Source organism: Comamonas sp. MYb396, assembly GCF_037479555.1.
In the GTDB taxonomy this organism is placed as follows: Bacteria; Pseudomonadota; Gammaproteobacteria; order Burkholderiales; family Burkholderiaceae_C; genus Comamonas.
This window is the reverse complement of sequence record NZ_JBBGYU010000001.1, coordinates 38,901-52,989: the sequence shown is the minus strand read 5'-3', so window position 1 is coordinate 52,989 and position 14,089 is coordinate 38,901. Positions and strand designations below refer to the sequence as shown.

Annotated in this window: 9 protein-coding genes; 7 read left to right on the top strand and 2 right to left on the bottom strand. The window is 62.1% G+C overall.

The features are described 5' to 3' along the window. Positions 1 to 12: 12 nt before the first annotated feature. Positions 13 to 2,532, bottom strand: coding sequence for a PAS domain S-box protein (locus WH265_RS00210; RefSeq protein WP_052330143.1), 2,520 nt, complete (start codon positions 2,530 to 2,532; stop codon positions 13 to 15). Positions 2,533 to 2,748: 216 nt separating this feature from the next. On the opposite strand from WH265_RS00210, the gene aceE reads away from it, so the two are divergent. The 5 genes from aceE (at position 2,749) to WH265_RS00185 (ending at position 10,973) form a co-directional block, all read left to right on the top strand. Further along, entirely contained in the window at positions 2,749 to 5,454 is a 2,706-nt protein-coding gene (aceE, locus tag WH265_RS00205) for a pyruvate dehydrogenase (acetyl-transferring), homodimeric type (protein ID WP_339556925.1), read from the top strand. Positions 5,455 to 5,475: 21 nt separating this feature from the next. Beyond that, positions 5,476 to 7,149, top strand: coding sequence for a dihydrolipoyllysine-residue acetyltransferase (aceF, locus tag WH265_RS00200; RefSeq protein ID WP_339556924.1), 1,674 nt, complete (start codon positions 5,476 to 5,478; stop codon positions 7,147 to 7,149). Positions 7,150 to 7,164: 15 nt separating this feature from the next. Further along, positions 7,165 to 9,021, top strand: a complete 1,857-nt coding sequence (gene lpdA, locus WH265_RS00195) for a dihydrolipoyl dehydrogenase (protein ID WP_339556923.1) — start codon at positions 7,165 to 7,167, stop codon at positions 9,019 to 9,021. A gap of 394 nt (positions 9,022 to 9,415) precedes the next feature. Then, the gene (locus tag WH265_RS00190) at positions 9,416 to 9,697 is read left to right on the top strand and encodes a helix-turn-helix transcriptional regulator (protein WP_339556922.1); all 282 of its coding nucleotides are present in this window, start codon (positions 9,416 to 9,418) and stop codon (positions 9,695 to 9,697) included. Continuing rightward, positions 9,687 to 10,973 (top strand): type II toxin-antitoxin system HipA family toxin, encoded by a 1,287-nt coding sequence (locus tag WH265_RS00185; RefSeq protein WP_027011156.1) that lies wholly within the window; start codon positions 9,687 to 9,689, stop codon positions 10,971 to 10,973. The genes WH265_RS00190 and WH265_RS00185 overlap by 11 nt, the downstream gene beginning before the upstream one ends. 50 nt (positions 10,974 to 11,023) lie before the next feature. On the opposite strand, the gene WH265_RS00180 is transcribed toward WH265_RS00185, so the two are convergent. Further along, positions 11,024 to 11,665, bottom strand: a complete 642-nt coding sequence (locus tag WH265_RS00180; protein WP_339556920.1) for a DUF2621 family protein — start codon at positions 11,663 to 11,665, stop codon at positions 11,024 to 11,026. A 227-nt stretch (positions 11,666 to 11,892) separates the two neighbouring features. On the opposite strand from WH265_RS00180, the gene WH265_RS00175 reads away from it, so the two are divergent. Together WH265_RS00175 and WH265_RS00170 are read left to right on the top strand one after the other, a co-directional pair. Beyond that, positions 11,893 to 12,879: a tripartite tricarboxylate transporter substrate binding protein gene (locus tag WH265_RS00175; RefSeq protein WP_339556919.1), complete on the top strand. Its 987-nt coding sequence runs from the start codon at positions 11,893 to 11,895 to the stop codon at positions 12,877 to 12,879. A gap of 125 nt (positions 12,880 to 13,004) precedes the next feature. Beyond that, a complete protein-coding gene (locus tag WH265_RS00170) occupies positions 13,005 to 13,985 on the top strand; it encodes a tripartite tricarboxylate transporter substrate binding protein (RefSeq protein WP_339556918.1) in 981 nt (326 codons plus the stop codon). Positions 13,986 to 14,089 lie beyond the last annotated feature (104 nt).

Below are 14,089 nucleotides of genomic sequence, written 5' to 3'. Positions count from 1 at the left end.
GTATAGCGCTGGCTATTCAGCCGACTCCGCGGGGCTGGCCACCGGAATCCAAAAGCTGAAATTACAACCTGTCACCTCCGGACCATTGTAGAGGTTCTCGGCCTGCATCCGGCCATGGTGAGATTCGACAATGCTGCGGCAGAGATTGAGACCGATTCCCATGCCTTCGCTCTTGGTAGAGAAGAAGGCCTGGAACAGGCGCTCCAGTGCTTCAGGTGACAGGCCGCGCCCCGTATCTTGAACGGAAAACTCTATCACATCCGTGGCGTCGATCTTGCGAGGCACGACGCGCAGTTCCACCATGCGCTGGTGGGCCGGGCGCTCGGCGTTGGCAATGGATTCGGCGCCGTTCTTCATCAGGTTGATGAGCACCTGCTCGATCAGGATGCTGTCGACCTTGACCTTGGGCAGGCGTGCGGCAACGTGGTGCGAAAGCCGCACATTGTGGCGCTTGAGCTCGATCGAGCCCAGCTCCACGGCTTCGCTGACGATGTCGCTGACATCGGCCAGTGCCCGGTTGGGCTCGCTGCGTTTGACAAAGGAGCGGATGCGGTGGATCACCTGGCCGGCGCGTTGCGCCTGGTGCGCGGTTTTCTCCAGGGCCCCGAGCAGCGCTTCTTCGCTCAGGCTCCCGTTCTTGACGCGGGTGATCATGCCCGAGCAGTAGTTGCTGATCGCTGAGAGCGGCTGGTTTAGCTCGTGCGCCACGCTGGACGCCATCTCGCCCATGGTCACCAGGCGGCTCACGGTGGCGGCCTTCTCCGCCTGGCGGGCCGATTGCTCCTCAGCCTGGCGGCGTGGCGTGATGTCAGTGGCAATCACCATCTGCGCCAGGCGCCCGTCCACCCAGTTGAGGTAGCGCGAGCGCACTTCCAGCCATTTGCCCAGCTCGGCGATATAGATCTCGGCATTGCCGCTGACGGCGGTGGTGATCTCGTCACTGGGCAGGCCCATCAGCCCGTCTTCGTCGTCCATGCTGGTGCTGGCATTGCTGTTGCTGGGCAGCACACCGGCCTGGGCCACCAGTTGCAGATGGCCCACCGTTTGCGAGCCAAACCACTGGCGGTAGAGCTTGTTGGCAAACAGCAGCTCGGCACTGCCCAGCGGCGCCACCGACACCGAGGCGTCCAGCGCCTCGAGCACGATGGTGAAGCGCTCATAGGATGCCGAGAGTTGCTCGCGGATGCGGTTGGGCTCGGTGATGTCGGTCATCGAGGTCATCCAGCCGGTCTGGCGGCCGTGGCCGTCGATCAGCGGCGAGACATAGAGCCGCGCCTCGAACATCGTGCCGTTCTTGCGCTTGACCCGCATCTGGAAACCACCGGGAAACACCTTGCCGCTCATCTCGTCGATCAGCATGTCGTGGTAGGTGCTCTGGTCGCCCTCGGGCCAGTAAGGGTAGGGCGGGAGCTTGCCCACCAGCTCTTCTTCGCTCCAGCCGGTCATCTGGCAAAAGGCGGCGTTCACATAGGAGATACGGCCTTGCAGATCGAGCGCACGCATGCCCGTGAGCACACTGTTTTCCATCGCCCGGCGGAAATTGGTCTCGCCCTGCAGCGCTTCTTGCGCGCGGATGCGCTTGCGGGTGTGGCGCCAGGTCGCCACCAGCAGCCAGGCGGTCATAAAGCTCAGCACACAGACCAGCCAGAACAGGCCGTTGCTGACCAGGCCGAGCGAGGTGTGGTAGCCCTGGGCACGCAGCTTCAGGCTGTTGCCCACGGGCGCGACCGGCATCTCGAATTCATTGGGCGCTGCGCGCCAGGGCAGCAGCCGCTGGGCCGCCACACGCGGGGTCAGCGGCGTGCCGGCCAGCGTCGTGCCCTTGCCGTCCTGCAAGGTCACCGCATAGCGGGCCAGGATCTCGGTGGGTGTGCCGTAGCGCAGCAGGTTGTCGATCGAGAACTCGGCCAGCAGCACGCCGCCAAAGCGGCCCTTCTGGCTGATGGGCACCTCCAGCAGCAGCATGGGCGCCGTCTCGCTGGTGGCCAAAGGCTGCGAGAAGACCGGTTGCTGCAGGTCGCGCGCCATCTCAAAGAGCTCGAGCAGCTCCTTTTTCTGGATCACTTCGTCCAGGGTGAGCAGGTTCTCGGCCGCAACGCTCGGGCCAAACTGGGTGGCGCGCACCTGGCGGCCGGTATCAATCCAGGTTAGCGCCTGCAGCTCGGCGTACTGGCTGATCAAGGTGTCGGCCCGGTCATTGAAGCCGTTCTTGTCGACGTCCTGGTTGCCCACGTCGCGGGCCAGGCGCATCAGCTGCTCCTGGCGCTCCGACAGGCGCAGCCGAATGCGCTGCTGGGCATATTCCACATCGCGGCGCATGGCTTCGCGCTCACGCTCAAGCTCTTCGCTGCGCAGATACCAAAAAGCGGCGACGATGGCGATAAAAAACATCACCACCGCCACCAACGGCGCAATGGCCGCATAGCGGTCTTGTCTCGAAGGTGACAGCCCGCGCCACCAGGTCTGCCACATCTGCACCAAACGGGGTCGGCTGTTCGGGGGCGGGGTGGCGGGGCGCTCGGTCGAATTCATGGTGGCTGAGTGTAGACCAGGGCAGGGCGGCCATACCCTGATGCTGGACAAATCGCTGATCTTGTCCCCGATGCGTCCTTCTGTAGCGCCCATGGATTGTGCGTTTGCAGCAATTTCCCATAATATGAAAATGAAGACCGCTATTTGAAATCTTCAAAAAATGTGAGAAACTCTGGCACAGTCATTCATAGCAGATCACTTGAAGGAGACGCGAGCATGTCCGAACCATCCGAACAAAAAGCCGTCAACGGCCCCACCCGCACCGACGACCAAGAAACCCGAGAATGGATGGACGCGCTGTCCGCTGTGATCGACCGTGAAGGCGCAGATTACGCCCACTCGCTGATCGAGCAATTGCTCGAGCACGCGCGCCAGAACAGCGTCGATCTGCCTTTCTCCGCCAAGACCGGCTACGTCAACACCATCGAGACCGAGCAGGAGGCGCGCAGCCCCGGCAACCTCGAGATCGAACAACGCCTGCGCGCCTACATGCGCTGGAACGCCATGGCCATGGTGGTCAAGGCCAACCGCATTCACCCACCAGAAGGTGGCGACCTGGGTGGCCACATCGGCTCCTTCGCGTCGCTGGCCAGCATGTTTGGTGCCGGCTTCAACCATTTCTGGCACGCCGAGAGCGACAACCACGGTGGCGACTGCCTCTACATCCAAGGCCACGTCTCGCCCGGCATCTATGCCCGCGCCTACCTCGAAGGCCGTATCAGCGAAGAGCAGCTGCTCAACTTCCGCCAGGAAGTGGATGGCAAGGGTCTGTCCAGCTACCCCCACCCCAAGCTGATGCCCGATTTCTGGCAGTTCCCCACCGTGTCCATGGGCCTGGGCCCCATCATGGCGATCTACCAGGCGCGCTTTTTGAAGTACCTGCACGCCCGTGGCATTGCCAACACCGAAAACCGCAAGGTCTGGGTGTTCTGCGGCGACGGCGAGATGGACGAGGTCGAATCCTTGGGCGCGATCGGCCTGGCCGCGCGTGAAAACCTCGACAACCTGATCTTCGTGATCAACTGCAACCTCCAGCGCCTCGATGGCCCGGTGCGCGGCAACGGCAAGATCATCCAGGAGCTCGAAGGCGAGTTCCGTGGTTCCGGCTGGAACGTGATCAAGCTGATCTGGGGCAAGGGCTGGGATGCCTTGCTGGCCAAGGACCATGACGGCGCGCTGCGCAAGATCATGATGGAGTGCAACGACGGCGACTACCAGGCGTTCAAGGCCAATGACGGTGCCTATGTGCGCAAGAATTTCTTCGGCCGCGATCCACGCACCCTGAAGATGGTCGAGCACATGAGCGACGACGAGATCTGGAACCTGCAGCGCGGTGGCCACGATTCGCAAAAGGTCTACGCCGCTTTCCACGCCGCGCAAAACCACCAGGGTCAGCCCACCGTCTTGCTGGTCAAGACCGTCAAGGGCTTTGGCATGGGCAAGGTTGGCGAGGGCAAGAACAATGTCCACCAGACCAAGAAGCTGGCCGATGAGGACATCAAGGCCTTCCGCGACCGTTTCAACATCCCGATCCCGGACAGCCAGATTGCCGAGCTGCCTTTCTACAAGCCAGCCGACGACACCCCGGAGATGAAGTACCTGCACGAGCGCCGCAAGGCCTTGGGCGGTTACCTGCCCAAGCGCCGCGAAAAGGCCGACGAGCAGTTCACCGTGCCTGCGCTGGACACCTTCAAGGCCGTGCTCGAAGCCACGCCAGAAGGCCGTGAGATCTCGACCACGCAAGCCTATGTGCGTTTCTTGACCCAGCTGCTGCGCGACAAGGAAATCGGCCCCCGCGTGGTGCCCATCCTGGTGGACGAGGCCCGTACCTTTGGTATGGAAGGCCTGTTCCGCCAGATCGGCATCTACAACCCGCATGGCCAGCAGTACACCCCGGTCGACAAAGACCAGGTGATGTACTACAAGGAAGACACCAAGGGTCAGATCCTGCAGGAAGGCATCAACGAAGCGGGCGGCATGTCCAGCTGGATTGCAGCGGCAACCAGCTACAGCCATAGCAACCGCATCATGATTCCGTTCTACATCTACTACTCGATGTTCGGATTCCAGCGCATTGGCGATCTGGCCTGGGCCGCAGGCGACCTGCAGGCGCGCGGCTTCTTGCTGGGCGGCACCTCGGGCCGTACCACCTTGAACGGCGAAGGTCTGCAGCACGAAGACGGCCACAGCCACATCCTGGCGGGCACGATCCCCAACTGCATCAGCTACGACCCGACCTTCTCGCACGAAGTGGCGGTGATCATGCACGAAGGCCTGCGCCGCATGGTGCAGAACCAGGAAAACATCTTCTACTACCTGACCCTGCTGAACGAAAACTATGCGATGCCAGGCCTCACGCCCGGCACCGAGGAAAAGATCCTCAAGGGCATGTACCTGTGCAAGGCCGGTGGCGCCGGTGACCTGCGCGTGCAACTGCTGGGCTCGGGCACCATCCTGCGCGAATCCTTCTTTGCGCAAGAGCTGCTGGCTGCCGACTGGGGCGTGACTGCCGACGTCTGGAGCTGCCCATCGTTCAACGAACTGACCCGCGACGGCCAGGACGCAGACCGCTGGAACCTGCTGCACCCGCTGGAAACCGCCAAGGTGCCGTTTGTGACCGCCGAGCTGGGTAACAGCACCGGCCCGGTGATCGCCTCGACCGATTACATGAAGTCCTACGCCGAGCAGATTCGCCCCTTCATCCCCGCTGGCCGTACCTACAAGGTGCTGGGCACGGACGGCTTTGGCCGCTCGGACTTCCGCCGCAAGCTGCGCGAGCACTTCGAGATCGACCGCCACTACATCGTGGTTGCCGCCTTGAAGGCGCTGGCCGAAGACGGCAAGCTGCCCGCGCAAAAGGTCGCCGATGCGATTGCCAAGTACGGCATCAACGCCGACAAGATCAACCCGCTGTACGCCTAAATTGCACCAGGAGACAACACAATGGCATTGATTGACATTCAAGTCCCCGATATTGGCGACTTCGCAGAAGTGGGCGTGATCGAGTTGCTCGTCAAGCCCGGTGACACCGTCGCCAAGGACCAGTCGCTGATCACCGTCGAGTCCGACAAGGCCTCGATGGAGATTCCGTCCAGCCACGCTGGCGTGGTCAAGGAAATCGTCGTCAAGATTGGCGACAAGGTGGCCGAAGGCTCGGTCATCATCAAGCTCGAGGCGGCCGATGCTGCTGCTGCCGCACCCGCTGCGCCGGCACCGGCACCAGCCGCTGCGGCAACCGCTCCTGCGGCTACTCCTACGCCTGCACCCCAGGCTGCTGCTGCGCCTGTGGCCTCGGGCCCGGTCGAAGTGAAAGTCCCCGATATCGGTGACTTCAAGGATGTGGCCGTGATCGAGCTGCTGGTCAAGGTGGGCGATACCGTCACCGAAGAGCAGTCGCTGTTCACCGTCGAGTCCGACAAGGCCTCGATGGAAATCCCATCGCCCGCCGCTGGTGTGGTCAAGGAGCTCAAGGTCAAGATTGGCGACACCATCAATGTCGGTGATCTGGTCGCCATTCTGGAAGGCAGCGCCGCTGCTGCGCCAGCGTCCGCACCCGCCGCGCAAGCCCCGGCTGCTGCTGCGCCGGCCCCCGCTGCCAGCGCTCCAGCCCCTGCAGCAGCGCCTGTCGCCGCTGCACCGGCTGCTGCCGTGCCGGCCCACAACCCCACCGTGCCACCATCGGGCGCGATGCCTTATGCATCGCCATCGGTGCGCAAGTTTGCGCGTGAGCTGGGTGTGCCGCTGGACGAGGTCAAGGGCTCGGGCAACAAGGGCCGTATCACCGCCGATGACGTGCAAGCCTTCACCAAGCAGGTGATGGCCGGTGCCGTGCAGACGAAGGCACAGGCGGCCAAGGCGCCCGCTGGTGGCGGCTCTGGCGCAGGTCTGGATCTGCTGCCATGGCCCAAGGTTGATTTCAGCAAGTTCGGCACCGTCGAGCGCAAGGACCTCTCGCGCATCAAGAAGATCTCGGGCGCCAACCTGCACCGCAACTGGGTGATGATCCCGCACGTCACCAACAATGACGAGGCCGACATCACCGAGCTCGAAGCCTTCCGCGTCTCCACGAACAAGGAAAACGAGAAGAGCGGCGTCAAGGTCACCATGCTGGCCTTCGTGATCAAGGCCCTGGTCTCTGCACTCAAGAAGTTCCCTGAGTTCAACACCAGCCTCGATGGCGACACCCTGGTCTACAAGCAGTACTTCAACATCGGCTTTGCGGCAGACACGCCCAATGGCCTGGTGGTGCCGGTGCTCAAGGATGCCGACAAGAAGGGCATCATCCAGATCAGCGCAGAAATGGGTGAGCTGGCCAAGAAGGCACGCGACGGCAAGCTGGGCGCGGCCGACATGCAAGGCGGCTGCATTTCCATCTCGTCGCTGGGCGGCATTGGTGGCACGCACTTCACGCCTATCGTGAATGCACCCGAAGTGGCGATCCTGGGCCTGTCCAAATCGGCGATCAAGCCGGTCTGGGACGGCAAGCAGTTTGTGCCACGCCTGATGCTGCCGCTGAGCCTGTCGTACGACCACCGCGTCATCGACGGCGCCTCGGCCGCACGCTTCAATGCCTACCTGGGCCAGGTGCTGGCGGACTACCGCCGCATCATCCTGTAATCGGAGACGCACACTATGGCAATCGTAGATATCAAAGTCCCCGACATTGGTGATTTCGCTGAAGTGGGCGTGATCGAGCTGCTGGTGCAGCCTGGCGACACCGTCGCCAAGGACCAGTCGCTGATCACCGTCGAATCGGACAAGGCCTCGATGGAGATCCCGTCGAGCCATGCCGGCGTGGTCAAGGAGCTCAAGATCAAGATCGGTGACAAGGTCGCTGAAGGCTCGGTGATTCTGTCGCTGGAAGCCGCAGAAGGCGCAGCCGCTGCCCCCGCAGCTGCTGCTGCACCTGCAGCCTCGTCGCCCGCGCCAGCTCCTGCAGCAGCGGTGGCTGCTGCGGCAGCGCAAGCTGCAGCGCCGGCACCGGTGGCCAGCAACTACAGCGGCCAGGTCGATGAAGACTGTGACGTGGTCGTGCTGGGCGGCGGCCCAGGCGGCTACTCTGCGGCCTTCCGCGCCGCTGACCTGGGCCTCAAGGTGGTGCTGATCGAGCGCTACAAGACCCTGGGCGGCGTCTGCCTGAACGTGGGTTGCATCCCATCGAAGGCACTGCTGCATGTGGCTGCCGTGATGGACGAGGTCAAGCACCTGGAAGTCGCCGGCGTCAAGTTCGCAGCGCCCGAGGTCAATATCGACCAGCTGCGTGCCCACAAGGAAAAGGTCATCGGCAAGCTGACCGGCGGTCTGGGCCAGATGGCCAAGATGCGCAAGGTCACGATCGTGCGCGGCTACGGCAATTTCGTCAGCGCCAACCACATCGAAGTGCAGGAAACCTCGGGCGACGGCCAGGACAAGACTGGCGCCAAGAAGGTCGTGCAGTTCAAGAAGGCCATCATCGCTGCGGGCTCGCAGGCAGTGCATCTGCCCTTCATGCCCAAGGACGAGCGCGTGGTCGATTCCACCGGCGCACTCGACCTGAAGGCGGTGCCCAAGCGCATGCTGATCCTGGGCGGCGGCATCATCGGCCTGGAAATGGGCACCGTCTACAGCACGCTGGGCGCACGCCTGGATGTGGTCGAGATGATGGATGGCCTGATGCAAGGCGCTGACCGCGACCTGGTCAAGGTCTGGCAGAAGATGAACGCGCCGCGCTTTGACAACATCATGGTCAACACCAAGACCGTGGCTGCCGAAGCGACGCCCGAAGGCATCAAGGTCTCGTTCGAGCCTGCCAAGGACGGCGTGACCGTGCCCGAACCCCAGGTCTACGACCTGGTGCTGCAAGCCGTGGGCCGCACGCCCAATGGCAAGAAGATCGGCGCAGAGGCTGCAGGCGTGTCCGTGACGGACCGTGGCTTTATCAATGTCGATATCCAGATGCGCACCAATGTGCCCAACATCTTCGCGATCGGCGACATCGTGGGCCAGCCCATGCTGGCACACAAGGCCGTGCACGAAGCGCATGTGGCCGCTGAAGTGATCGCTGGTGAGCTGCAAGGCAACAAGGAGCTGGCCGCTGCCGCTTTCAATGCCCGCGTGATCCCATCGGTGGCCTACACCGATCCCGAAGTGGCATGGGTGGGTCTCACCGAAGACCAGGCCAAGGCCCAAGGCATCAAGGTCAAGAAAGGCCTGTTCCCCTGGGCTGCTTCTGGCCGCGCCATTGCCAATGGCCGCGACGAAGGCTTTACCAAGCTGCTGTTTGACGACTCGCCCGAAGCCCATGGCCACGGCAAGATCCTCGGCGGCGGCATGGTTGGCACGCACGCCGGCGACATGATCGGCGAGATCGCCCTGGCCATCGAGATGGGTGCAGACACCGTGGACATCGGCAAGACCATCCACCCGCACCCCACCTTGGGCGAGAGCATTGGCATGGCTGCGGAAGTGGCCCATGGCACCTGCACCGATGTGCCGCCAGCGCGCAAGTAAGACCAGCCGGTCTTGAGCCACTCTGCAAAAGGACAGCCTTCGGGCTGTCTTTTTTATGGGAGTGGCAACCTTGCGTACTTTTGAAGATGCCTGGAAGTTGGCAATAGCTGCAGAAATTTGGTGAAATTTCTTAATAAAAACAGCAAGTTGAAGTTATTTTTAAGTTGGCATTTTGAATGCACGACTGAGCCACGCTGGTACCAATTCGGGTCTTTGGTTCCTGCCGATGTTGGGGATATTCGTCAGATGGGCTGAAGCAAAAAATCCCGATCGGGTTTTTTGGCGGTATTTTGGGTTCTTGAGGTGTTAAATATTCCCGATCAGGAATAAAGCTGGATTTTTGGCCGCAAAAGGGTGATAATTTCCCGATCGGGAATTTTTAAATCAACACAGCATGTCCTCTATCCAGAATGCAGAACAACTGGCCGCAGCGCTGCGTCTGGCGCGAAAGCAGCTGGGGCTTACCCAGCAAGCATTGGCGCTGGCTGCGGGAGTGGGCACGCGGTTCGTTGTTGACTTGGAGTCTGGCAAGCCAACAGTGCGTCTTGAAAATGTGCTCCGTGTGGTCGACGCGCTAGGCGGCCAGTTGCAGCTCTCGGGCTTGCCAGAGGGTGGTAGTGATGACCAGCGCCGGCAGGTACATGCCATCAGCCAAGGAGGCCACCGTGGCCCATGAGCTGAATGTCTGGCTGCTGGGGCAATTGGCAGGCGAGCTGTCGCTGCGCCATGGCAGACTGTGCTTTACCTACGCGCCAACTTGGTTGGCACAGCCGGATGCCATCGCTCTGTCGCAGTCACTGCCCTTGCGAGATGCAGCCTTTGATGACATCGAATCACGGCCATTCTTTGCCGGCCTGCTGCCAGAAGGGCAGATGCGCCGCCTGATTGCGCAGCATTTTCATATCTCCAGGCAGAACGACTTCGCTTTGCTCGACCGCATCGGCGGCGAATGCGCGGGCGCGGTCAGTTTTCTGGACCCTGGCCAGCAATTGCCCTTGGCTGCCGGCGGGGATGATGTGGACTGGCAGACCGACAGCCAGCTTGCAGCCATTTTGGAAGAGCTGCCACGCCGTCCCATGTTGGCCGGTGCGGATGGGCTGCGTCTGTCACTGGCAGGGGCGCAGGACAAGCTTCCGGTGGTGGTGGATGACATGCACCAAACGCAACCACGCATCGGTCTGCCACGTAACGGCACGCCGAGCAGCCATATCTTGAAACCTGCCATCCATGCGGTTGAGGACAGCGTAGCCAATGAAGGCTTTTGCATGTTGCTGGCTCAGGCGATGGGACTGCGCCCGGCACAGGCACGCATCCATAGCATTTGGGGACATAGCTTTCTGCTTGTAGAGCGTTATGACCGCAACACCGAGGAGGGCGGGCAGCGTGTTCGTCTGCACCAGGAAGACTTTTGCCAGGCACTGGGCGTCGTGCCTGAGTTGAAGTACCAAAACGAAGGCGGCCCGGATCTGGCCCAGTGCTTTGGGCTGTTGCGTGGGGTGACGCGACCGAATGCCCCACAGGTGCTGCGCATGCTGGACGCTGTCATTTTCAATGCGCTGATCGGCAACCATGATGCGCATGCCAAGAACTTTTCGCTGCTCTATGGCCAACAGGCGGGGCGCAATGCCACCGTGCTCGCACCTTTGTACGATCTGTTGTCGACAGCGGTTTACCCCGCGCTGACGGACAAGATGGCCATGAAGTTGGGTGGCAAGTACCGATTTGGTGAGCTGCGCAGCCGCCATTGGGAGCAATTCGCAGAGGACGCGGGCTTGGCCAAGGCTGCGACCAAAAAGCGCATCCTCGCGCTTGCGCAAAGCCTGCCTGCTGCGGCGCGGCAACTACAGAGCGCCCCACAGCATGGTTTTTCCCGGCATGCAGTTGTCGAGCTGGTGTGCAGTTTGATCGAGCAGCGCTGCGCTGAGACCGTCCAACAACTGAGTGCAGCTTGAACTGAGTGCCAGGCGCCCATGCGTATCGCAAGCAAGGCGCAGCCTAGCCCTCATTCGTAGTCAAACTCCGCCCGGTAGTCATCCAGGTCGATACCTTCAGCGCGCAGCGGCTCCACCAGGCGAAAGCGTGTGACCTTGGCCGATGCGGTGATATAGCCTTTGATGACCCAATCGCGGGTGACGGGGCTGCGCGCCTCTTGCGCCAGTTGCTCGATGACGCGGGTGGTCTTGCGCCGGGCCAGCATGCGAAAGAACGCCGGCACATGCGCGAGCAGGCGTTGCAGCAGGTCCTCGGCATCGGCGGTCCATTCGCCTTGCTTGGGCAGCTCGGGCACAAAGCCCCATTCGTCTTCGGTCAAGGCGCGCCACAGCACGATGGCATGGCCATCGGCATCGCTCACACAGGCCATTTCTTCCAGCTCGGGGGTGCGCATCGGCGCATAGCGAGAGCTGCTGCCTGCCGCCAACAGGGCTTGGTAGGCCTGGGCCACATCGGCCACCTGCAGGCGCAGGCTTGTCTGCGACTCCACCTGGGGCACCTGCAGCAGCCGCAGCAAGGCGCTGCCGGTGTCGATATCCACATAGCCCTCGCCGCTGCGCGCAGCGGCAAAGCCGATCACATCGCGCCAGAGATGCGTGGCCTTTTCCAGATCGCTGCAGGGAAGGACAAGGTGGCTGATTCCGAAAAACATGGCATGCGGGGGTAAAAATAACAGCGCTGATGATAGCCGTCCAGGCACTGTATTGATCAGAACTGATCAGTGATGTCATTTCTAGCAGAAGAATGGGCAGTTGTCTTGGAGACAGCCCAGGCTGCCCATTCGCCTCTGGATGGGCGAAGATCCCGGCTAAACAAAGCTCGCGCAGCGCATTGGCACTTCTCGCCAATGCCGCTGCAGCCCATCAGGAGACCCACCCCATGACCCCCCATGCGCTCACTTCTGCTGCCGCATTGGCTCTGGCCGCTAGCTTGGCCGTTGCATCCAGCCCAGCCCTTGCTGCCTATCCGGACAAGCCCATCAAGCTGATCGTGCCGTTCCCGCCCGGCCAGGCCACCGATATCTTTGCCCGTGCGCTGGCCGACAAGCTGGGGCAGAAGCTCGGCCAGCCGCTGGTGGTAGAGAACAAAGCCGGCGCGGGCAGCAATATCGGCTCCGAGCAGGTGGCGCGCAGCGCGGCCGACGGCTACACCTTGCTGGTCGCGGGCAGCGCGATGGCGGTGAACCAGACCCTGTACAAAAAGGTGAACTTCGATCCCCGAGTGGACCTGGTCGGCATCAGCTTGATCGCCAAGGTGCCCCTGGTCTTTCTGGCCAACCCGGCCAGTGGCATCAAAAGCATGAACGACCTGGTCGCCAAGGCCCGCGCAGAGCCGGGCAAGCTGAGCTATGCCAGCGCCGGCATTGGCGGCACCCAGCATTTGAGCGCGGAGATGGTCAAGGCCCGCGCGGCGCTGCAGATCGAACATATTCCCTACAAAGGCAGCGGCCCGGCCCAGGCGGATTTTCTGGGCAACCAGGTGCCGCTGATGGTCGATTCGGTCACCGCCGCATTGGCCAATATCCAGGCCGGCAAGGCCGTGCCGCTGGGCGTGACCTCGGCCACACGCTCCAGCCAGCTGCCTCAGGTGCCCACGATTGCTGAATCGGGCCTGCCGGAGTTCAAGGGCTTTGAGGCTGTCGGCTGGCTGGGCCTGATGACTCCCAAGGGCACGCCCAAAGCCATTGTCGACAAGCTGAACCAAGAGACGGTGGCCATCCTCAGCAGCCCTGAGATGCAGAAGTTCATCCGCGACCGGGGCTCGGAGCCCGCACCGACCAGTGGCCCGGAGATGGACCGCTTTGTGGCCAGCGAAATCGCCGAGTGGGGCAAGGCGGTCAAGCAGTCGGGCGCGACGGTGGAATAGGGCCACCACCGGGGCTCGCCACCAGAATCCTTACGCGCCACCGACCATGTCGCCCAGGCGTCGCGGCGCCTGGCTGCGCTTTTCTACACTCTTTGTCGCCTATAGACCGAAATGGAGACAAAGATATGGTGTTGACGCGCAGAAGCATGCTGCAAGCAGGGGCTGCCACGGCAGCCGGTGCCTGGATGGGGGCGGGCGCATCGCTGGCCCATGCCAGCAAGACCTTTCCCAGCCGGGCGATCAAGCTGGTAGTGGCTTTTCCGGCCGGTGGGCCGACCGATCTGACGATGCGCCAACTGGCCGAGAACGCCGCCAAGGTGCTGGGCCAACCGATTGTGGTGGAAAACCGCCCCGGCGCGGCCGGCTCGCTGCCCGCGACACAGTTGCAGAACACGGCAGCAGATGGCTACACCATCGCCCAGCTGCCGATGAGCGTGATGCGCCTGCCTTTTACCACCGGCCTCAAATGGAACCCGGTGGAGGACCTGAGCTACATCATCAATGTCACCGGCTATGCGTTCTGCATGGTGGCCAGCACCCAGTCCGGCCTCAAGAGCTGGCAGGATGTGGTGGCCTGGGCCAAGGCCAACCCTGGCAAGCTCACGCTTGGCAATACCGGTACCTACACCTCGCCCCATGTCACCTCGGCCATCATTGCGCAGCAGCTGGGGCTGGATGTTGTGCATGTGCCCTACAAAGGCTCGTCCGAGCTGATGCGCGCCACGATGGCGGGCGAGGTGATGGTCGCGGCCGACACCAGCGCCGTGATCCCCTATGTGGACCAGGGCCGCATGGTTGCCTTGAATGTCTGGACCGAAAAGCGCCTGCCCACCTTGCCCAACACCCCCACCTTGATCGAGCTGGGCCTGCCAACCACGCAGTACTCGCCCTTTGGCCTGGTGGGCCCCAAGGGCATGCCGGTTGATGTGCAAGCTGCCTTGCACAAAGCCTTCAAGCAAGCGATGGAAATGGAAAGCTACCAGGCCATGCTGCAGCGCTTTGAGATGCTGCCCATCTACATGAACAGCGCCGACTACAAGAAGTTTGCCGCCGAGTCCACGGTCAAGGAAAAAGCCGTGCTCGCCAAGCTGGGGCCCCAGGCTTGATGCAGCTTTGAGAGCCGACTGGCGCGGGAAAGGTATTGGTTTTGACGAATGCTGTATTCATATACAGTATTTGCAAAAATCTACCTTCATCTGAATCCCGTCGC